The organism is Bifidobacterium aquikefiri, from assembly GCF_002259795.1.
Lineage (GTDB): Bacteria > Actinomycetota > Actinomycetes > Actinomycetales > Bifidobacteriaceae > Bombiscardovia > Bombiscardovia aquikefiri.
In genome coordinates this window covers 68,852-90,660 of sequence record NZ_MWXA01000004.1, presented here as the reverse complement: position 1 = coordinate 90,660, position 21,809 = coordinate 68,852, and the positions used below count along the sequence as shown (strand labels likewise).

At 53.4% G+C, this 21,809-nt stretch carries 14 protein-coding genes; 12 read left to right on the top strand and 2 right to left on the bottom strand.

From position 1 onward, the window contains the following. Positions 1–154 precede the first annotated feature (154 nt). Positions 155–1,258, top strand: a complete 1,104-nt coding sequence (locus BAQU_RS03580) for an NADH:flavin oxidoreductase/NADH oxidase (protein ID WP_094692838.1) — start codon at positions 155–157, stop codon at positions 1,256–1,258. 83 nt (positions 1,259–1,341) lie between these two features. Here BAQU_RS03580 and BAQU_RS03575 read toward each other — a convergent pair whose 3' ends face one another. Beyond that, positions 1,342–2,490, bottom strand: coding sequence for a quinone-dependent dihydroorotate dehydrogenase (locus BAQU_RS03575; protein WP_094692836.1), 1,149 nt, complete (start codon positions 2,488–2,490; stop codon positions 1,342–1,344). A gap of 274 nt (positions 2,491–2,764) precedes the next feature. Between BAQU_RS03575 and BAQU_RS03570 the strand changes: the two genes are divergently transcribed. From BAQU_RS03570 to BAQU_RS03545, 6 genes are all read left to right on the top strand, one after another. Continuing rightward, entirely contained in the window at positions 2,765–3,466 is a 702-nt protein-coding gene (locus BAQU_RS03570; protein WP_094692958.1) for a polyprenol monophosphomannose synthase, read from the top strand. A gap of 255 nt (positions 3,467–3,721) precedes the next feature. Continuing rightward, a complete protein-coding gene (locus BAQU_RS03565) occupies positions 3,722–4,546 on the top strand; it encodes a DeoR/GlpR family DNA-binding transcription regulator (protein WP_094692834.1) in 825 nt (274 codons plus the stop codon). Next, on the top strand, positions 4,539–5,813 hold the full coding sequence (gene galT, locus BAQU_RS03560) for a galactose-1-phosphate uridylyltransferase (RefSeq protein WP_094692956.1): 1,275 nt from the start codon (positions 4,539–4,541) through the stop codon (positions 5,811–5,813). Before BAQU_RS03565 ends, galT begins: the two co-directional genes overlap by 8 nt. Positions 5,814–5,818: 5 nt before the next feature. Further along, positions 5,819–7,069, top strand: a complete 1,251-nt coding sequence (gene galK / locus BAQU_RS03555) for a galactokinase (RefSeq protein WP_094692832.1) — start codon at positions 5,819–5,821, stop codon at positions 7,067–7,069. 115 nt (positions 7,070–7,184) lie between these two features. Then, a complete protein-coding gene (locus BAQU_RS03550; RefSeq protein WP_094692830.1) occupies positions 7,185–7,475 on the top strand; it encodes an ACT domain-containing protein in 291 nt (96 codons plus the stop codon). A gap of 139 nt (positions 7,476–7,614) precedes the next feature. Beyond that, on the top strand, positions 7,615–8,979 hold the full coding sequence (locus BAQU_RS03545; RefSeq protein WP_094692828.1) for a PFL family protein: 1,365 nt from the start codon (positions 7,615–7,617) through the stop codon (positions 8,977–8,979). A gap of 48 nt (positions 8,980–9,027) precedes the next feature. Here BAQU_RS03545 and BAQU_RS03540 read toward each other — a convergent pair whose 3' ends face one another. Further along, positions 9,028–9,936, bottom strand: a complete 909-nt coding sequence (locus BAQU_RS03540) for an HhH-GPD family protein (RefSeq protein WP_094692826.1) — start codon at positions 9,934–9,936, stop codon at positions 9,028–9,030. A gap of 348 nt (positions 9,937–10,284) precedes the next feature. Between BAQU_RS03540 and BAQU_RS03535 the strand changes: the two genes are divergently transcribed. From BAQU_RS03535 to BAQU_RS03510, 5 genes are all read left to right on the top strand, one after another. Further along, entirely contained in the window at positions 10,285–10,953 is a 669-nt protein-coding gene (locus tag BAQU_RS03535; protein WP_169713260.1) for a tRNA (cytidine(34)-2'-O)-methyltransferase, read from the top strand. Between the two features lie 35 nt (positions 10,954–10,988). Continuing rightward, positions 10,989–11,564 (top strand): hypothetical protein, encoded by a 576-nt coding sequence (locus BAQU_RS03530; protein ID WP_094692824.1) that lies wholly within the window; start codon positions 10,989–10,991, stop codon positions 11,562–11,564. A gap of 105 nt (positions 11,565–11,669) precedes the next feature. Continuing rightward, positions 11,670–13,580, top strand: a complete 1,911-nt coding sequence (locus BAQU_RS03525; protein ID WP_094692822.1) for a heavy metal translocating P-type ATPase — start codon at positions 11,670–11,672, stop codon at positions 13,578–13,580. Between the two features lie 291 nt (positions 13,581–13,871). After that, on the top strand, positions 13,872–17,438 hold the full coding sequence (rpoB, locus tag BAQU_RS03515; protein WP_094692818.1) for a DNA-directed RNA polymerase subunit beta: 3,567 nt from the start codon (positions 13,872–13,874) through the stop codon (positions 17,436–17,438). Between the two features lie 148 nt (positions 17,439–17,586). Continuing rightward, the gene (locus BAQU_RS03510; RefSeq protein WP_094692816.1) at positions 17,587–21,681 is read left to right on the top strand and encodes a DNA-directed RNA polymerase subunit beta'; all 4,095 of its coding nucleotides are present in this window, start codon (positions 17,587–17,589) and stop codon (positions 21,679–21,681) included. Positions 21,682–21,809 lie beyond the last annotated feature (128 nt).

Here is a 21,809-nt window from a genome sequence, read left to right as displayed (position 1 = left end):
ATACCTTTGCATCATGCGCCGCCATATGAGCATACAATGGAATCGGTTATGGCGAAGTCTGCCCGCCACTGTTGGCAGCTTCCTCAACAGCGCAGCAGTTGCAATGCCCACGGGCATGCGCTGGCGCTGATACAACCCAAAAAGAAGGGGCATAATGTCTGAGATTCCACACTTGTTTTCTCCACTGACCTTGCGCGGCTTGACCACGCGAAACCGAATCTGGCTACCTCCGATGGACACCTATTCCGTGTATGCGCAAGATGGCAAGCCAACGCCTTTCCACTACCAGCACTATGTTTCGCGAGCCTTGGGAGGTTTTGGGCTCGTAATCACTGAGGCCACTGCGGTCAGTCCCGAAGGGCGAATATCGCCTTGTGATGTGGGTCTGTGGAACGACGACCAGATTGCATCGTGGCAGTGGATTGTCGAAGATGTCAAGAAGACCGGTGCCAAGGTTGCCGTTCAGCTCAATCATGCTGGACGCAAGGCTTCGACCGGCTCGTTCTCACTCGGACACATTCAGGGCAATGTGCCTGAAAGTGAAGGTGGATGGCAGCCTGTGGGACCGAGCGATCAGGCTTTTGGCATGTGTGTTGCGCCCAGTGTCCTCAGCGTTGACGATATCCAGAGGATTGTGAGCGATTTTCGAGCTGCGGCAGGCCGAGCACTCACTGCCGGATTCGAGGCGATTGAAATCCATGCCGCGCACGGCTATCTCATTACACAGTTCCTGGATCCCCTGGTCAATACCCGTCACGATGAGTACGGTGGCTCGCTTGGGAATCGCATGCGTTTTGGCCTGCAAGTCATTGATGCCATCCGAGACGTGATCCCAGAGTCCATGCCCCTGCTTATACGCGTTTCTGCAACCGACTGGGCTGCAGGTGGCTGGGATTTGGAGCAGACCATCGAATTCGCCAAGGTCGCCAAGTCGCATGGAGTCGATCTTGTTGATGTATCGACAGGCGGCATAGTTTCTGGTGTGAGCATCCCTGCAAAGCCGAACTATCAGGTCCCATTCTCGGCAGCGATTCGTGCGCAGGTTCAGATTCCCACAACTGCGGTTGGACTGATTACCAAGCCAAAGCAGGCAGAGAGAATCATACACAAGGGACAGGCCGATGCAGTCGAAATTGGCAGGGGGGCACTGCGAGATCCCTATTGGCCGTTGCGCGCAGCTCACAAGCTTGGACTTGGCAAGCGCGAGGCACCATATCCCGATCAATACATTCGTGGTGCATTCGGCACCAAGCGCTGAACCTTCATTAGACCATTCGTATGGCTCACCATCGAAAAAGCCTGGTCCTTATATGAGGGCCAGGCTTTTGCAATTATCTGAATTCAGCGGAAATTCGCTCCGACAGCTTCGGAAACGTTTGCGAAGCCATCTCTCTTGAGCAGCTTGACCAAGCCGCGCTTCAAGGTGGTGATCTGCTGAGGCCCGCGATACATCAACGAGGAAACGAACATCACAAGACTTGCACCATTGCGGATCTTTTCGTAGGCCTGTTCTGGTGTGAATACGCCGCCAACACCGGCGATGGTCAGTCTATCGCCGTACTGCTGATAGGTGCGGGCGACGGTATCGTTACTGGGTACATAGCACGGGCTTCCAGAAAGCCCACCGAGCCAGCTCTGTGGAACGTCAAGCCCAGTACGGTCCTTCTGCAGGTTTGCCATAGTCACGCCCTGCACATTGTGACTGACCAGAACATCGAGCAGACCTTGGAATTCTTCCCAAGTCTTGTTCAGTGGCATCTTCACCAGCAGCGGCTGTTGATGCTGTACTTTGTCGAGTTCGGTGAACAAACGATCGAGATTCTTGGGATCTTCGTTGAACGGTTCTCCTGCACGAGTATTCGGGCATGAGATGTTGATCTCGATAATGGAGGAACGGTTGGCCGCTCGCTCCAGCGATATGCGATAATCTTCAATACCTTCGTCAATGTCGCCGGTCTTGTCGTCGTTGGTACGAGCGATGGAGATGGACATCTTCATGCTTTTCGACTGTGTGTGTGCCTTCTCGACGCGGGGAATGACATACTGTGAACCATCATTTGCCAGTCCTACGTGCACCAGCATCGAATCGTACTCAGGCAGACGATGGAACCATGGGCGGTCGTTTCCCGGGCATGGGCGAGAAGTGGTGGAGCCGACGGTTTCAAATCCAAATCCAGCGGCATCGAGCACTGTCGACAAGTCGCAATTCTTGTCCAAACCGGCAGATAGCCCGAAGGGGTTGTTGAAATGGATACCCATCACATTCGATTCAATCATTGGATCGGTGTAGTCGAGCAGCCCGTTGAGCAGCCACATCAAGGGTGGAATCTTGCCTGCCGCCCGGCAGAAAGAGATCATCTGGTCGTGGGCCACATCTGGTGTTTCATTGAAAATAAACGGTTTGGCGACATGCTTGTACGCAAAGGTGAACATGTCAGTGCTGCACTGATTGATTTTGTCACGTGCAAAAGATTGGGATACATAAGCCATGCCTACCATTGTTGCACGTTTGAGCTGAATATTTCCTTAAATGCTCAGCTGTTCTGTGAGTTGCATGAGAATTGCTCTTGAATTCAGCGGGTTCTATCGTTTCCAAGCTGCAAAGGCGTTAGAGTTGTCAGAAGTCATGAAAGGAGTGACTGTGTGGGATTTCAAGAGTGAGAATTCTCCAGAGGGAAGCGTTGATCGAGATTATGAGGATGCCGGGCAGCGGAATAATCTCCACACGCATTCACAGCGGAATGCCGTCTCTGTTCTCATTGTTATGCCCACATATAACGAGGGAGAAAATCTTGGCCCCACTTTGGCTCATGTCTTCTCGAAAAACCCTCAAGTCAGCATTGTCGTAGTGGACGATGATTCACCTGACGGCACCGGTCGCGTCGCAGACTTTCTTGCGCAGGGAGATGATCGTGTTCATGTGATTCACCGACATGCCAAGGAAGGCCTTGGGCCTGCATACATTGAAGGATTTCATTGGGGTCTGCAACAGGGCTATGACGTCATCTGCGAGATGGATATGGATGGCTCTCACCGCGCAGAGGATCTTACGCGTATGCTGGCCGTATTGAATCGCAATCCAAGTATCGATCTGGTCATCGGATCTCGTCGTATTGAAGGTGGTCAGACCATCAACTGGTCGCCGACGAGGAATGCAATCTCACGGTTAGGATCGTGGTACGCAAGGCATATGCTCGCTCTTCCGGTACATGACATGACCGCAGGTTTTCGAGCTTACAAGGCGGAAATTCTTCGAGCTATTGATCTTGATGGGATCAATGCGAACGGATACGTTTTTCAGATTGACATGACCAGACGAGTCGCTGCTGCCGGTGGGAGAATTCGAGAGGTGCCGATTGCCTTTGTCGAGCGCACACGTGGCAAATCCAAGATGACCCAATCGATAGTTGTCGAGGCGATGCTTAAGGTGACACTCTGGGGAATTCGGCGCCTTTGCAGCAAATAGCGGCTCTATCAAGCTTGCGAAGCTGCCGGCGTTGTTCATTGTGAACTTCATGAAGTAGAGATGGCGAAAATCGCTTGGCAATGGTGGAAATTTCAATGAAAATTGCCTTTGCTACTTTCTTGAGTTCACAATGAATGCAGCTCATCGCCAACTATGAATTCCACGAAGCGGTCTTTGAGTGGGAATCGGTAAAACCGTTCATGAAACGCTCAACTTGAGTTGTCATTTTGCGCGAATGTGTGCGATAATGTTCGAATGATATCCTCACAACGTCAGCATCTCATACTGAGCAGATTGCGTACTCGCGGGGCGGTACGTATCACGGCACTTTCCGAGGAATTAGGCGTATCTGCGATGACAATTCGCCGAGATATCGCCGATCTTGCAGATAAAGGCTTGTTGAAGCGGGTCCATGGCGGAGCGGTCACAACAAGTTCATTGCTCGCCGAACCACTCTTCTCTGTAAAATCCCAGATGGACATCGGTCTCAAAGATGCCATTGCCCGAGAGGCAGTCAGTTATGTTTCTCCCGGTGACGTGATTGCCATCGGTGGTGGAACCACTGCCTATGTCTTTGCCCAGCATCTGCTTGAAAGTCGACGTTCTTCGGGCATCACCATTCTTACCAATTCCTTGCCGGTCGCAGAGCTGGTGCAGGCTCTTGAAAGCAAAGACGTTGAGGTCATCGTCACCGGTGGTGTTATCAGTCGCTCGAATTCCCTGGTGGGGCCAATCGCAGACAAGGTTGTCGCATCCCTTCGGGTCAATACCGTTTTTCTCGGAACGCATTCCGTGTCGATTCCTCGTGGATTCCTGATGCCGAATTCCTTGGAAGCCGCCACCGACATGGCCATGATGCAGATTGCAGACAAAACGATCATCTTGACCGATCACACCAAATGGAGCAGCACATCGCTATCGTTGTTTGCCGGATTCAATGATGTAGAGGCTGTAATCACCGATGACGAGCTTGATCCGCAAGACTCAAGAAAAACAAAGGAATTGGTCAAGACACTCGTGCTTGCACACCAGAATTCCGCTGAAGACAACAATGAAGAAAGGGACAATGTCGATGAGTGATACTCAACCAACATTTGACCACTACACACCAGGCGAATATGCGTCGGAGCATATTCGCATCACACCGACGACGCTTGCCGATGGTCGTGATTTCTTCTACATGGATGACGATCCAGAATTCGTTTCCGGACAGCGGACCCGCGAGCTCCACGACCCACGACCATTGCCGAACCGTTTCGAGCCTCACCGGGATGCGAACGGCAAACCCATGCCAATTCAGGCTCCGCAGATGCGACGCGACCCACTTACCGGGGATTGGATTCCCATGGCGACTGCTCGCATGAATCGTCCCATTACTGCAGGGCCGGGTGCAGTGGCATCGGGCAATCCTTTGGCAGCCCGCAAACCAGGTGATCCGTACCAGGATGGTGAGATTCCAGACACCGATTATGATGTTGTAGTCTTTGAGAACCGTTTCCCATCCATGATGCAGGTTCCTGGAGAACCTGACACAGTCACTTATGTCGACAACAATCCCCTGTGGGCAAAGAGTACGGCGAATGGCCGGTGCGAAGTCGTCTGCTTCGATCCCAACGAACATGCATTGCCAGCGGATTTGCCGGTCGAGCGCATTCGTACCATCGTCGAGGCCTGGGCATTCAGAACTGCCGAGATTTCGGCTATCGATGGCATACAGCAGATCTTTCCGTTCGAGAATCATGGGCAAGAGATTGGCGTATCTCTCGCTCATCCTCATGGTCAGATCTACTGCTATCCGTTTATTGCACCGAAGCTTGAGCAGGAGCTTAAGCGTACGGAAGCCTACTTCGACAAGACTGGTTCCAATCTGCTCAAGGATATGCTCAATGCCGAGATCGAAGCCAAGGAACGTATCATCTTCCGCAACCGCACTTGGGTGGCATACGTGCCTGCTGCAGCGCGCTGGCCTTTGGAAGTTCAGGTTTCCCCGGTTCGCGATGGCATTGTGACCATCGACCAGCTCAACGACGACGAGCGTTGGGGATTGGCTCAGATGTATTCGACGCTGCTCAAGCGTGGCAATGCATTCTTCGACAAGGGTGACGGCAAGGGGATGGATCTGCCATACATTTCTGCATGGCATCAAGCGCCAATTCATGACAAGCGTCGCGACCACTACCGTCTGAACTTGCAATTCTTCTCGTTCAGAAGGGCCGCGAATAAAATCAAGTATCTTGCAGGTTCCGAATCGGGCATGGCAGCATGGATTTCTGACACGACGCCAGAGAAGATTGCCGCGCGATTCCACGAGCTTGGCCCCATCGATCTCGAAGCTGAGAGGAACTGAGCGAAATGTCGGAAATTGAATTTGTCGAACCATTGACTACCGAGCAGGGTGTTCATCGTTCTCGCGATCTCTTCCGAAAGGCCTTTGGCGGTCATGAGACTGGCGTGTGGAGTGCCCCTGGCCGTGTGAATCTTATTGGTGAGCACACTGATTACAATGCAGGACTCTGCCTGCCCATCGCACTGCCGCAGCGCACGTTCATCGCATTGAAGCCCCGTCATGACAACATCGTTCGCGTGGTTTCCGAACTGAAGCCGGGCGATATCTCCGAGACCAATCTTGAAGGGCTCAAGGCCGGCAGTGTCAAGGGCTGGGCGGCGTATCCCGTTGGGGTTGCCTGGGCATTGCGCAAGATGGGCTTTGACCGTGTGACAGGCTTCGACGCCGCATTTGCATCATGTGTGCCACTCGGCTCAGGTCTGAGCTCATCGGCCGCCATGACCTGCTCAACCGCGCTTGCCATCGATGATGTCTTCAGACTTGGTTTCGGAGCTTCCGATGAGGGTCGAGTCACCCTGATCCAGGCTGCCATGAAGTCAGAAAATGACATGGCAGGTGCCAGCACGGGCGGTCTTGACCAGAACGCCTCGATGCGCTGCAAGCCTGGCCATGCACTGCTTCTGGATTGCCGACCAGAGCTTTCTGCCCTGGAGAGCGTCAGGCAGGAGCCATTCAATCTTTTGGCACAGGGGCTGGAACTGCTCGTTGTCGATACACAGGCACCTCACCAGCTCAACGATGGCCAATATGCCCAGCGTCGTACCACATGTGAGAAGGCTGCCAACATTCTTGGCGTGCCAAACCTTCGCGTATGCGCCGACCAGATCCAACAGTCCGAAGATCCTTTCCAGGCGTTGAAAGAGACGCTTGACGCGATTCCGGATGCAACCATGAAGAAGCGCGTTCGTCACGTCGTCACCGAAATCTCGCGTGTACGCACATTCGTCAAGGCCTTCAACAGCAAGGACATCGTCGAGGCAGGGCGTCTGTTCAACGCATCCCATGATTCGTTGAAGTCCGATTATGAGGTAACCGTTCCAGAGCTTGACATAGCAGTCGATGTTGCCCGCCAGAACGGTGCCTATGGCGCACGCATGACCGGTGGCGGCTTCGGAGGCTCGATCATTGCACTCGTCAAGCAAGGTGCAAGCCGAACGATTGCCCAGAAGATTGCCGATAGATTCGAGACGGAAGGATTCCATGAGCCGCGCGCTCTTGCGGCGGTGGCGAGTGCCAGCGCACATCGCGAATCCTGATTGAAGGTACATACCTACTGCTCGCCGTTCATATGGCGCATATCCAGCACACGCTGGGTATGCGCCATGATTTATACTTGGGGCACGTTCGGATTCTTATTAGAGGAGCTTTTCCATGAATCAGGCAATCCCCAGTCATAAAGCGGTAATCACTGTAGTTGGGAAAGACACGGTTGGCATCATCGCTCGAGTCTGCACCTATCTTTCAGAGCACAAGGTCAATGTGCTCGATATTTCTCAGACGATAATCGAAGGCTTCTTCAACATGATGATGATTGTGGACATCGAAGGTTCGACGCAGGAATTCGATGAGATCACCGACGATCTGGATACTCTCGGTCAGGAAATAGGCGTACGCATTCGCTGCCAGCGCGAGGAAATCTTCACGAGGATGCACAGAATCTGAAGTTTCTTCGATGAATGGTGAATTCACGTTCTTTCAGAAGATTGTCTCGCCTGCACGACGTTGAGACCGCTCAACGCCACCACAGCCGACAAAACCCCACCCCACGCAGTACACACGTTGCAGTATTGAGGAGCAGCACATGTTGAACATCATGGAAGTTCACGAAACGAACCAGATGATCGAGCAGGAGAAGCTCGATGTCCGCACGATAACCATGGGAATAAGTCTGCTCGATTGTGCGACGGATGATCTGGATGCATTGTGCGAGCGAATCTATGGCAAGATTTACAATCACGCCAAGGATCTTGTTGCCACAGGCAAGCAGATTGAACGTGAGTTTGGCATTCCCATCGTCAATAAGCGAATCTCGATCACACCCATTTCACTGGTTGCTGCAAGCGCATGCAAAAAGCCTGAGGATTTTGTCCAGATTGCGCACACACTCGACGATGTGGCGCACAGAGTGGGCGTGAACTTCTTGGGAGGATTCTCCGCTCTGGTCAGCAAGTCGATGACACCGGCGGAACGCATGCTTATCGAATCGCTGCCGCAGGCGTTGGCCGAGACCGAGCGAGTCTGTGCAAGCGTCAATGTGGGATCCACCAAGACCGGAATCGACATGAATGCTGTGGCTCTGATGGGCCGCATCGTCAGGCAGGTTTCCGAGGCCACCGCCGATACCGATAGTTCAGGCAACAGCAAGCTCGTCATCTTCTGTAACGCACCTGACGATAATCCGTTCATGGCAGGAGCGTTCCACGGTGTGACGGAAGGCGATGCAGTCATCAATGTTGGTGTTTCAGGTCCAGGTGTTGTCAGCAAGGCACTCGACAGCGCTCGCGGCAAGGACTTTGAATTCCTCTGTGAGACCATCAAGCGCACGGCGTTCAAGATCACCCGCGTTGGCCAATTGGTAGCGCAAGAGGCGAGCCGTAGATTGAACGTGCCCTTCGGCATCATCGATCTCTCTCTCGCTCCGACTCCAGCGGTCGGTGATTCCGTTGGAGAGATACTCGAGAAAATCGGTCTCGAACAGGTCGGCGGACCTGGCACCACCGCAGCTCTCGCGATGTTGAACGATCAGGTAAAGAAGGGCGGCATCATGGCTTCGAGCTATGTTGGTGGTCTTTCCGGTGCATTCATTCCCGTTTCTGAAGACAAGAATATGATAGATGCCGCGCAGTCGGGTTGCCTCACGATCGAGAAACTTGAGGCGATGACCTGCGTATGCAGCGTCGGACTTGATATGATCGCGATTCCTGGCGAGACGACACCGGCAACGATCTCCGGCATCATCGCCGACGAGGCTGCAATCGGTATGATCAACCAGAAGACCACGGCGGTTCGCGTCATTCCGGTGATTGGCAAAGGCGTTGGAGAGATGGCTGAATTTGGGGGGCTGCTTGGCCGTGCGCCGATCATGCCTGTCAATCAGCATAGCTGCGAGGAATTTGTGGCTCGCGGCGGAAGGATTCCCGCGCCGATCCACAGCTTCAAGAACTGATTGCCCCTCGAGGGCTGTGCCGTTTTCCAATCATCTTGGTGCGCCATGTTATTTCGGGAATCGAATCGCCTTGTCAGGCAAGAGTTCGATAAGACCGTCATCGTCAAGCGACATCAGACATTCATCAAGCTGCGCGCTTTTCGGCCACAGTTTGACGAGTTCGCGATAACACAAGGGCTCCGCATCTGTCTTGCTGCGCAATGCGTGAAGTATGAGACCTCTGACCTGACGGTTTGTTCCCTTGAAATGCTGCCGGGGACGAGTCCGTCCTTCTGCGAGTCCAGGTTTTCCTGCGGCAACGAAATTGCATTTTTCGCATAGTGGACAAATCTCACATTGTGGATTCTTTGCCGTACACACCATTGCGCCGAGTTCCATGGTGGCTTGATTCCATATATTGCTTTCCTTGGAATCACGCGGGAGCAAGTCATTGGCAAGGTTTCGCTCGGCAACGGTTGCGGCACCGCCCAAGGATTCGACACCCAGTGCAGCACGGGAGAGTACTCGACGAATATTCGTGTCAATCACGGCAATTCGAGCGTTGAAAGCGAAGGAGAGTACTGCACTCGCCGTATAGTCGCCAACTCCTGGAAGAGCAATCAATTCCTCATAGCGTTGTGGCAGCCGATTGTTGTATTTTTCAGCCACGACGCGAGCGCATTCCTGCAGCCGCAGGGCTCGACGCGGATATCCAAGGTGGCCCCATGCGGTGATGACCTCGGCAGTTGATGCCTTCGCGAGTGCGCGTGCATCCGGCCATACATTCATCCAAGTGGTCCAATACGGAGCGACTCTGCTCATCTGGGTTTGCTGACTCATCACTTCAGACACGAGAATACCCCAAGGAGTTGTTTTCCCGAAGCGCCAAGGCAAATCTCTAGCATTGCTATCCCACCAAGGGAAGAGTCTGCTTTTCAACTCAACTATCTGCGGCGAATCCAGAGGCAAATCAGCCATGTACACACTTCCCCTTTTCACGCATCACCATATGTCATCATGCCATATTGCCGGGCATTCATCGCATTGTGCCGGCCTTTGCATCTATTGGCTTCATTCTTATCAAAAAATCTAACAAAAGCAAACAATTTCATTCAACAGTTCCCAGGAACCGATCTGGATAATCGACTGGCAGCGAGATTCCCGAGTTTTGTGGCAATTGCGAAGTATAAACACTCAGAATCGTTGAAATGGCGTATGCAAACAAGAGGTTTCAATGATTGTTACTTCGCAATTGCCACAAAACTCGGGAATCTCGGTCAGGATGGCCTTGTGCTGATGCCAAACGGCGGTGTTATGGTGGCGTTTATGACAGCGGAAGGGCAAACTTTGAACACACAGGCAGAACAACCGGACTCATCGGTGGAAACCATGTATGAATATGGCTATAGGAAGTCGAACTATGGGCCTGACGAACTGGTGACAGATGCCCATGGCAATCCAATCAGTGTGGTTGATGCCATGATGAAGGCCGAAGATGCCAGCAAACAAGTAACGGTCACTCCGCACCTGTGCTTCTATTCTCCAAGAATTCCAGGCAATACGGGATCGGCCATTCGTCTGTGTGCAGTGACCGGCACAATCCTGCATCTGGTCGAACCTCTTGGTTTCAATCTTCAAGATACCAAGCTTCGCAGAGCTGGTCTTGATTATCATGACATGGCACATGTGGTACTGCATCCGAATTTTGAAAGCCTCGTCAAGGCTATGCCGAATTCTCGCATCATCGCATTTACGGCCAACGCGACCAAGCTTTATACCGATGTGCAGTACCGTCCCACTGACATTTTGATGTTCGGTCCAGAGCCGGGAAACATTCCCGACCCAATGGATATCATGACCGGCCCGGATGTTGCCGAACAGGTGAGATTGCCGATGCGCCCATCCTTGCGTAGTCTGAATCTGACGAACTGTGCTTCGATAGCGGTCTACGAAGCGTGGAGACAACTGGGCTTCAAGGGCGGTGACAAGGATTGAAAAGAAGACGTGTAATAAGCAAGCGGCAACGGCGTGTGTTTCTTGTCCGCCGTATTGTCGCAGTCATCGTGCTTATTGCATTCCTTAGTGCAGTTTTCGGCATCATATGGGGAATTGCACAAGGTGTTGAAGGCATCAATCGTTGGATTCACAGGGGAGACATCAACGCAATCAGTCGTCAGGCAGCTCCCTCACCGCGTCAGGTCAGCGGGGTTTCGGATTGCTCGGCGGAAGACATTTCATTGGAACTGAAGGCCACGCCAACAACGGTTGGCGTTGGCGGAACAGTGCATTTCACCGCTACGATTGCCCACAGTGGTTCGGATAATTGCCTCATCAACGCATCGAACGCGTCTCGAGTGCTCACGATAAGCTCGGGCAGCCAGACCATCTGGAAGTCCGATGTTTGCCCTGTATCGACACGAATGCTACTGCTTTCAAATTCGGATTCCGACATTCAAAGCATAGCTTGGAACACCAACGCAACTGGATCGGCATGTCAGTCTGATTCGAATCTTCTTAAAGTCAACGCTGGAACATATCAGGCACAGCTTTCGATGAAAGACGACTCCAAACTAACCTCCAATCAAGTCACCATTGCCGTTCAGTAGCCATGCCCAGCCTCGAGCTGCTGAGCAATCTTCCATTCCACCCCTGCAGAAAAGTCGCTATGGTCAAGATGCATATATTGTTGAGACGAGCGGTCGGAGCCTGAGATGACCATTGAAACGTTGGAAACAGAGAGTGAAAAGCCCGCAGTATCTCTTGGAATCTTGCGTCGTATCGACACATTCATGGTGATACGAGCGGTGGTGACAGCTGCAATCGCAATCGTGGTTTTCGCTCTGGGACTCATTGTGCCGCAAGCTGTGTGGGCAATTGGAATCATTACCTTTGCCGGGCTGACCTACGGCTGCTGGCCGATCATCATCGAGTCCTGGCATGACATTCGGGCGCATCACATGAGCATGGATCTTTCGATGCTCATAGCGATTGCAGCCGCAGCGGCCATCGGGCAGTGGGTCACCTCGCTGATCATCACCGTATTCGTATTGGCCGCCGAAATTCTCGAGGATCTTTGCATGGATTCCGGCCGTAGTGCGCTGCAGGAGTTAATGGCTTTTCTGCCACAGACGGTATCGGTGGTGGGCAACGACGATCAGCTCAGCACGATTGCACTCGCACAGGTAACTCGCAATATGGTTGTGCGCATTTTTCCCGGTGGACGCGTGCCGGTCGATGGTACCGTGGTTGCAGGTTCCTCCGAGCTCGACCAATCACGCATCACGGGTGAATCGGCGTTAGTGCAGACGCACGAAGGAAGCACTGTGTTTGCAGGGTCCGTAAATCAGCAGGGATTGCTTGATATCAAGGCTACCGGAGTTGGCGTAGATTCCTCATACGGGAAAATCATAGAAACCGTCAAAGAATCGCAGAATTCCCAGGCACCGGTGCAAAAACTGGCAGACCGTATGGCTACGGCATTGGTGAGCGTTGCAGTGGTGGGGGCAATCATCACTGCAATTATTACCCGCAACGCGACCAGCGCCATCGATGTCATCATCGTTGCCGGAGCTTGCGGCATTGCAGCGGGAACGCCGCTTGCCATGCTTGCCTGCATCGCGCGAGCTGCCCGGTCAGGAGCTTTTGTCAAAGACGGCACGCATATGGAGACATTGTCTTCTGTTGATACCGTGATTTTTGATAAAACGGGCACGGTCACTCTGGGAAAGCCTGTTGTTGTTGACATGCATCCGATTTCTGGAGTTGAGGCAGACGAGTTGCTGACACTCGCGGCAAGTGCGGAGTCAAATTCTGAACATGTGCTTGGCAAGGCTATAGTACAGTCGGCGATGAAAAGAAATCTCGAAATTCTTGCTACTCGAAAATTCAATTACACGCCCGGATTTGGAATCACCTGCGAGGTGGAGGGCAATGCCATCACTGTCGGTAACCGAGAGGTGGTGCCGGAATCTGAATTCAGCAAGATCGCAAGTGTCAAGGCTTCGCCGGTTTCCACCATGAGCTATGTTATGTGCAATCATCGCTGCATCGGGGCGATCGAAATTGAAGACCGCGTTCGCCCATCTGCACCATCGGGCATTGCCGCATTGAAGGCGATGGGCATGCGCACTGTAATGCTGACCGGTGACCGCAAAGAGGTGGCTGAATATGTGACGGCAGAAACTGGCATCGATTCGTATCGTTCTGATTTGAAGCCTGAGCACAAGCTTGAGATTATCAACGAATTGCGCTCGCAGGGCAGGATTGTCGCAATGGTGGGGGATGGCGTCAACGATGCACCTGCACTGACTCGTGCCAACGTCGGCATCGCCATGGGCTCTGGAACCGACATTGCTCAGGAATCTGCTGATGTGGTGCTTGTCTCTTCTCGCTTGCATGATGTTGCACGCATGATTACTATCGCCAGACAAGGTAGACGAGTGGTTGCATTCAATTTTGTGGGCACCATCGTTGTTGATGTGATTGGCATGGTTCTTGCCGCATTCGGCATTCTTACCCCGCTTGTTGCCGCGCTCGTCCACGTTGGCAGTGAATCCGGGTTTATTCTCAACTCCGCTCGGCTGCTGCCCCATTTTCGTTCCAGCAGCAACGGCAGAACATGAGCAGTGTGTAGAGATAATCAAACTCCGTTGATCCTGCTGGTGATCCTGCCGTGGAGATACTCAGCGTTGTAAAGGATGTACCGTGTTGTATCTTGTGACTCTTGCCATAACTGTGCGACTGTGGTAATGTTTTGCAGCAGTATGGAGTGTGTCATATAGCGGGCATGCCTCATTGGGGAAGCGCCCGCAAACATGAATACCATTTTTCCTTGGTCTTTGTGCTTTTCAGCGTCTCGTATCCTCATGAATAATGAACCATCGGAATACAGCGAGCGATAAGGAAAGTCCATTTTGGCTGCCAATAAAGCTGCAACGAGTACCACTACAACATACGCACGCAACGATGAAGCCGACATTACACTACACAAGGCTCCAAATCGTGTGAATTTCGGATCGATCCGTGAACCCATCGACGTTCCATATCTTCTGGGCGTTCAAACCGACAGCTTCGATTGGCTGGTCGGCAACGAGCGGTGGCAGGCCAAGGCCGAAGAGGACGAGGCGAACGGAACACATAACGTGGCCCATGTCTCCGGTCTTGACGAAGTCTTCCAGGAGATTTCTCCTATCGAGAACTTTGCACAGACCATGAGTCTGACGTTCTCGGACCCATACTTCGAAGAACCACGCCACACCGTGCAGGAGTGCAAGGAGAAGGATTATACCTATTCTGCGCCGCTCTACGTCAACGCAGAGTTCGAGAACGGTGACACCGGCGAGATCAAGTCACAGACCCTCTTCATGGGAGACTTCCCATTGCAGACCCCTCACGGAACATTCATCATCGGCGGCACCGAGCGTGTCATCGTCTCCCAGCTGGTGCGTTCTCCAGGTGTGTACTTCGACCGCAACCGCGACCGTACTTCCGACAAGGAAGTCTATGGCGCAAAGATCATTCCTAGCCGTGGCGCATGGCTTGAGTTCGAGATCGACAAGCGTGATGTGCTTGGCGTTCGTGTAGATCGCAAGCGCAAGCAGTCGGCCATCGTCTTCCTTGAGGCAATCGGCATGACCAAGGAAGAGATTCGCAAGGCTTTTGAAGGCTATCCTCTGGTGCTCGATGCTCTCGAGAAGGAGCCGATCAACGACCAGAATACGGCTTTGACCGATCTGTATCGCAAGATTCGTCCTTCCGACACCGCAACTCCTGAAGCAGGACGCAACCTGCTCGAGTCCTTCTACTTCAACAACAAGCGCTATGACCTTGCCCGTGTTGGCCGCTACAAGATCAACCGCAAGCTTGGGCTCGAAGCTGACTTCAACGACCGCAGCCTCCAGCGTGAAGACATCATCGCCACTATCAAGTATCTGGTAACCCTGCATGCAGGAGACCAGACCTTCAAGGGCAAGCGCGATGGTGAAGACGTCGACCTTCGCGTTGACGTTGACGATATCGATCACTTCGGCAATCGTCGTATCCGTCAGGTCGGCGAGCTGATTCAAAACCAGTTGCGCACCGGTCTGAGCCGCATGGAGCGCGTTGTCCGCGAGCGTATGACCACTCAGGATGCCGAGGCAATCACACCTCAGTCCCTGATCAACATTCGCCCGGTGAATGCAACCATCAAGGAGTTCTTCGGAACTTCGCAGCTCTCACAGTTCATGGATCAGAACAACCCACTCGCAGGAGTCACGAACAAGCGTCGTCTCTCCGCCCTGGGTCCTGGAGGTCTTTCCAGAGATCGAGCATCCATGGAAGTTCGAGACGTGCATCCCAGCCACTTTGGCCGCATGTGCCCAATCGAATCCCCAGAAGGTCCAAACATCGGTCTTATCGGTTCTCTGGCAACCTTCGGTCGCATCAACCCATTCGGTTTCATCGAGACTCCGTACCGCAAGGTTGAAGATGGTCTCGTTACTGACGACGTTGTCTACATGACAGCAGATCAGGAAGCCGAGCATGTCATCGCGCAGGCCAATCAGGTCATCGGCAAGGATGGCCACCTGGTTGAGAAGACGGCTCTTGTGCGAGATGCAGAAGGTGAAGCGGAAGATGTTCCCGTCGAGCAAGTCGACTACATGGATGTTTCCCCACGCCAGATGGTGTCTGTCGGTGCTTCTCTCATTCCATTCCTGGAACATGACGAGGGCCACCGAGCACTCATGGGTACCAACATGCAGCGTCAGGCTGTGCCGTTGATCAAGTCCGAGCGTCCGCTGGTCGGAACCGGTTCGGAATGGCGCTCGGCCGTTGACTCCGGCGATGTCATTCTCGCTGAGAAGGATGGTGTGGTCACCTACGTTTCCGCAGATATCATTCGTGTGCTGAACGACGATGGCTCGCAGTCAAGCTACAAGCTCTCAAAGTTCCAGCGTTCCAACCAGACCACCTGCTACAACCAGGTTCCCGTCATCAAGGATGGCGAACGCGTTGAAGAGGGTTCGGTTCTGGCCGATGGCCCTGCAACGCAGGGCGGCGAGATGGCACTCGGCAAGAACGTCCTTGTTGCCTTCATGCCTTGGAATGGTTACAACTACGAGGATGCCGTGATCATTTCCCAGCGCCTTGTTCAGGACGACACCTTGAGTTCGATCCATATCGAGGAATACGAAATCGATGCTCGTGAGACCAAGCTCGGTTCCGAAGAGATCACTCGTGATCTTCCAAACGTTGGTGAAGACGCAATTTCGAACCTCGACGAGCGCGGCATCATCCGTATCGGTGCCGAGGTCGAAGCCGGAGACATCCTGGTCGGCAAGGTCACGCCAAAGGGCGAGACCGAGTTGACCCCGGAGGAACGCTTGCTTCGCGCAATCTTCGGCGAGAAGAGCCGCGAGGTTCGCGACACTTCGCTCAAGGTTCCTCACGGTGAGACCGGAACGGTTATCTCCGTCAAGGAGATCACACGCGAGGATGCCGAGGAGGATGGCGACGAGCTGCCCAACGGTGTGAACCAGATGATTCGCGTCTACATCGCGCAACACCGCAAGATTACCCAAGGTGACAAGCTTTCCGGTCGCCACGGCAACAAGGGTGTTATCTCCCGCATTCTTCCCGAGGAAGACATGCCGTTCCTTCCAGATGGAACTCCCATCGACATCATGTTGAACCCGCTTGGTGTGCCAAGTCGAATGAACCTTGGTCAGGTACTTGAGCTCCACCTTGGATGGATTGCTCACTCCGGCTGGGACATCAACATCGATCCAGATCTTGAGGCCGAATGGAAGAAACACATCCCTGCCGGCGCAGAGAAGGCAGATCCAGATACACCAGTTGCAACGCCAGTATTCGATGGTGTTCAGCAGGATGCATTGAACGGCTTGCTCAAGACCACATTGCCCGACCGCGATGGAAACAAGCTGGTTGGAGACCATGGCAAGGCCGTTCTGTATGATGGCCGCACCGGTGAGCCTTTCACCAAGCCAATTTCTGTCGGTTACATGTACATGTTGAAGCTCCACCACCTCGTTGACGACAAGATTCACGCTCGTTCAACTGGCCCTTACTCCATGATTACCCAGCAGCCACTGGGTGGTAAGGCTCAGTTCGGTGGACAGCGTTTCGGAGAAATGGAAGTCTGGGCTCTTGAAGCCTACGGTGCCGCTTATACGCTGCACGAAATGATGACCACCAAGTCCGATGATGTTGACGGTCGTGTCCGCGTGTATGGCGCCATCGTGAAAGGTGACAATCTTCCTCCTGCAGGCATACCTGAGTCGTTCAAGGTGCTGCTCAAGGAAATGCAGTCCTTGTCATTGAACGTTGAGGTCTTGAATGCAGACGGTGTTGCCATTGATATGAAGGACGAGGACGATGATCCATCATCGGCTTTGGATGATCTCGGATTCAATATCGGTGCGCGACCAGATGCTTCCTCGCCAGTTTCACACGACGACGCAGAACCGCAATATCGCTGAGCATTGAGCCGGTTCGAGATGACTTTGTACGTGAAGTCACGAGGATCGGAAGTATGATTGCGAGAGTTGTGAAATGCGCACTCTCGCAGTCCCTGAAAAATTAAACTTTCACAAGCAAAAATGCCAATAAGAAAAGACAGGACACATAGTGCTGGACGTCAACGCATTTGACAAACTGAGAATCGGCTTGGCCACCGCGGAGGATATTCGTGGATGGAGCTATGGCGAAGTAAAGAAGCCTGAAACCATTAACTACAGAACCCTCAAACCAGAGAAGGACGGTCTGTTCGGTGAACAGATCTTTGGGCCTACTCGTGACTGGGAATGCGCCTGCGGCAAATACAAGCGCGTGCGATTCAAGGGCATCGTCTGCGAACGCTGTGGCGTGGAAGTCACCAAGTCACGTGTTCGCCGTGAACGCATGGGACACATCGAACTCGCAGCTCCCGTGACACACATCTGGTTCTTCAAGGGTGTGCCGTCACGCTTGGGGTATCTGCTTGACATTGCTCCCAAGGATCTGGAAAAGGTCATCTACTTTGCTGCCTACATGGTCACCAAGGTGGATGAGGATCAGCGTCATCAGGATCTCCCTGATCTGCAGGATGAATTCGATACGGAAATCGCGCATCTTGAGAAGGCTCGTGACAACGAGATTGAGAAGCGCGCGAAGAAGGTCGAAGAGGACCTTGCCGAGCTTGAGGCTTCGGCAGAGTCAAAGGGCTCGATGAAGTCCAAGATTCGCAATGGCGCAGAACGTGACATGACGAACATTCGTCAGCGTTACGACGATCAGATTCAGCGTCTGAGTGCAGTGTTCGATCGTTTCAAGAGCCTGCAGCCAGGCGATATGGAAGGTGACGTCGACCTCTGGCGAGAGATGGAGGATCGTTACGGCGATTACTTCGAGGGCTGCATGGGTGCCGAAGCCATCAAGAAGCGTCTGCAGGATTTCGATCTTGCAGGCTGCGAGAAGGAGCTTCGCGAAGAGATCGAGACTGGCTCCGGCCAGCGCAAGGCTCGAGCTTTGAAGCGTCTGAAGGTCGTGAATGCATTCCTTACCACTGGCAACAAGCCAGAGGCCATGGTTCTGGACGTGGTTCTAGTCATTCCTCCCGACCTTCGTCCAATGGTTCAACTCGATGGTGGCCGATTTGCCACTTCCGATCTGAACGATCTGTACCGTCGTGTGATCAACCGTAACAACCGTTTGAAGCGGCTCCTCGAGCTTGGTGCTCCTGAGATCATGCTCAACAACGAAAAGCGCATGTTGCAGGAAGCTGTGGATTCACTCTTCGATAACGGCCGTCGTGGTCGTCCGGTCACCGGTGCTTCGAACCGTCCGCTCAAGTCCCTCTCCGATATGCTCAAGGGCAAGCAGGGTCGTTTCCGTCAGAACCTGCTCGGCAAGCGCGTGGATTACTCAGGCCGTTCCGTGATCGTTGTCGGGCCAAGCCTGCGCATGCATCAGTGCGGCCTGCCAAAGCCAATGGCTTTGGAGCTCTTCAAACCATTCGTGATCAAGCGTCTGGTTGATCTGAACTATGCACAGAGCATGAAGTCCGCAAAGCGTCTTGTCGATCGTGGCGACGCCGAGGTCTGGGGTGTTCTCGAAGAGGTCATCTCCGAGCATCCAGTGCTGCTTAACCGTGCGCCTACACTGCACCGTCTGGGTATTCAGGCCTTCGAGCCGATTCTGGTAGAGGGCAAGGCAATACATCTTCCACCACTGGCCTGCGCTGCATTCAACGCCGACTTCGATGGCGATCAGATGGCTGTACACCTTCCCTTGAGTGCAGAGGCTCAGGCGGAGGCTCGTTCGTTGATGCTCGCTTCGGATAACATTTTGAAGCCAGCTGATGGACACACCGTGACCATGCCTTCTCAGGATATGATTCTGGGTCTGTACTACTTGTCAACCGTCCGTGAGGGTGCCAAGGGTCAGGGACACATTCTTTCTTCGCTCGCTGAGGCTCGTATGGCCTTGGATCGTGGTGAGATCGACATGCAGTCGAAGATTCTGCTCCGCGTACCTTCTGACTTTGTGCTCCCGAAGAACTGGGAACCACAAGACATCAAGGTCGTTGATCCAGAACCAGGCGAGCCGGAGATTGCCAAGGAAGAGCGTCTGAAAGATGGTTCATTCCTGTTCGCGACATCGTACGGTCGCGTGCTCGTCAACGAGACGTTGCCTGTTGACTATCCATTCATCAACGAGCAGGTCCCCAAGGGCAAGCTTGCTGGCATTGTCGATGACATTGCAACCCGTTATTCCACTGCACAGGTTGCAGCCACATTGGATGCCTTGAAGGATCTTGGCTTCACCCGTGCACCATGGTCTGGTGTGACGATGGCGTTCTCCGATATCGTTGCTCCTCCTGAGCGTGATGAGATGGTTCAGGGATATGAGAAGCAGGCCGACAAGGTCAACTCCCAATACGATATGGGTTTGCTGACAGATGAGGAGCGTCGTCAGGAGCTCATCAACCTGTGGACCGAGTGCACCGACAAGGTCGCTGCTGCCATGCGTGAGCATTTCACTGCGGACAACAACGTGAATATCATGGTGCAGTCCGGTGCTCGTGGAAACTGGATGCAGATTCGTCAGATCGCCGGCATGCGTGGTCTGGTGGCAAATCCGAAGGGTGAGATTATTCCTCGTCCTGTCAAGTCCAACTACCGCGATGGTCTGTCCGTGCTCGAGTACTTCATCTCTCAGCACGGTGCCCGCAAGGGTCTGGCTGATACGGCACTGCGTACCGCAGAATCCGGCTACCTTACCCGTCGTCTGGTCGATGTATCTCAGGACGTCATCGTTCGTGAACAGGACTGTGGAACCAAGCGCGGTCTGACCATGAAGGTTGCCGAGCGTGATGATAATGGCAATCTGGTGCTCGTCAAGAATGCAGATGGTGGGCCATACTCACGTCTGCTTGCTGCGGATGTCATTGATCCGAAGGATGGCAAGACCGTGCTCTTCAAGCGCGATCAGGCCATGTCTATGGATGTGCTTCGCGACATGGTTGCCCATGGTATTGAAGAGGTCAAGGCACGTTCAGTGCTCACCTGCGAATCAAAGCGTGGTGTGTGCTCAAAGTGCTATGGCTGGTCGCTGGCAACCAACACCCTGGTTGATGTTGGTGAAGCTGTCGGTATCGTTGCGGCACAGTCCATTGGTGAGCCTGGTACCCAGCTGACACTGCGTTCCTTCCACTCCGGTGGTGTTGCTTCGGCATCCGATATCACGCAGGGTCTTCCTCGTGTCACCGAGCTTTTCGAGGCCCGCACACCAAAGGGCGAGGCTCCAATCGTTGAATTCCCGGGAAATATCAAGGTCGAGGACACCGACCGTGGTCGTCAGGTCACGTTGACTCCTGATGATTCGAGCATTGAGCCGATCTCGTACCCAGTGACCCGCAGAGCACCGCTCCTGGTCAAGGATGGCGAGCATGTCGACGTTGGCACGCAGCTCATCGAAGGTTCTGTTGATCCCAAGAAGATTCTTCGAATTCTCGGACCTCGTGCGGCACAGGTAAACATTGTGAACGAAGTCCACGATGTGTACCGCTCACAGGGTGTGGATATCCACGATAAGCACATTGAGGTTATCGTGCACCAGATGCTACGTCGCGTAACAGTGATCGATTCCGGTGAGACTGATTTGCTGCCAGGTGAACTTGCCGATCAGGCAAAGTTCAAGGCCGCGAATATCGCCGCCGTGAAGAAGGGTGGCAAGCCGGCCGCTGGCCGACCTGAGCTTATGGGTATCACGAAGGCTTCGCTGGCAACTGATTCGTGGCTGTCTGCAGCTTCGTTCCAGGAGACCACACGAGTGCTCACCGAGGCTTCTTTGAGTCAGAAGGTTGATGACTTGAAGGGTCTCAAGGAGAACGTCATCATCGGTAAGCTCATTCCTGCCGGCACTGGTCTGGCACGCTACCACAATGCGGTTGTCGAGCCCGACAAGGCAATCCGTGACACCATCTATCCGAACTTCGGTCTCGGTGGTGATGGCAGCAACATGGACTTGAGTGATGCTGATCTCAACGATGTCGACTTCTCGAATATCGACTTCGGCGATTTGAAGCTCGGCGATGATTTCAACCCCGATGATTTCCTGAACGATCAAGGTGGTCAGGGTGGCGTGAACTCGCAGGATGCCGACAATGGCGCAATCAATCCTGATGATGGCAATACGGCGGGAACCACACCTGCCGCTCCATCCTCAAGCGATCAGGCCTGATTCATAGCCCAGTCCATAGTGAAGGCCCCGCCATTCATGAAATGGCGGGGCCTTCACATATGTTGTATGAATGTTTCCCTACCCCGTTATTTCGGGCGTCCTTCTTCTCCCTGTCATCTTGAGCGTTC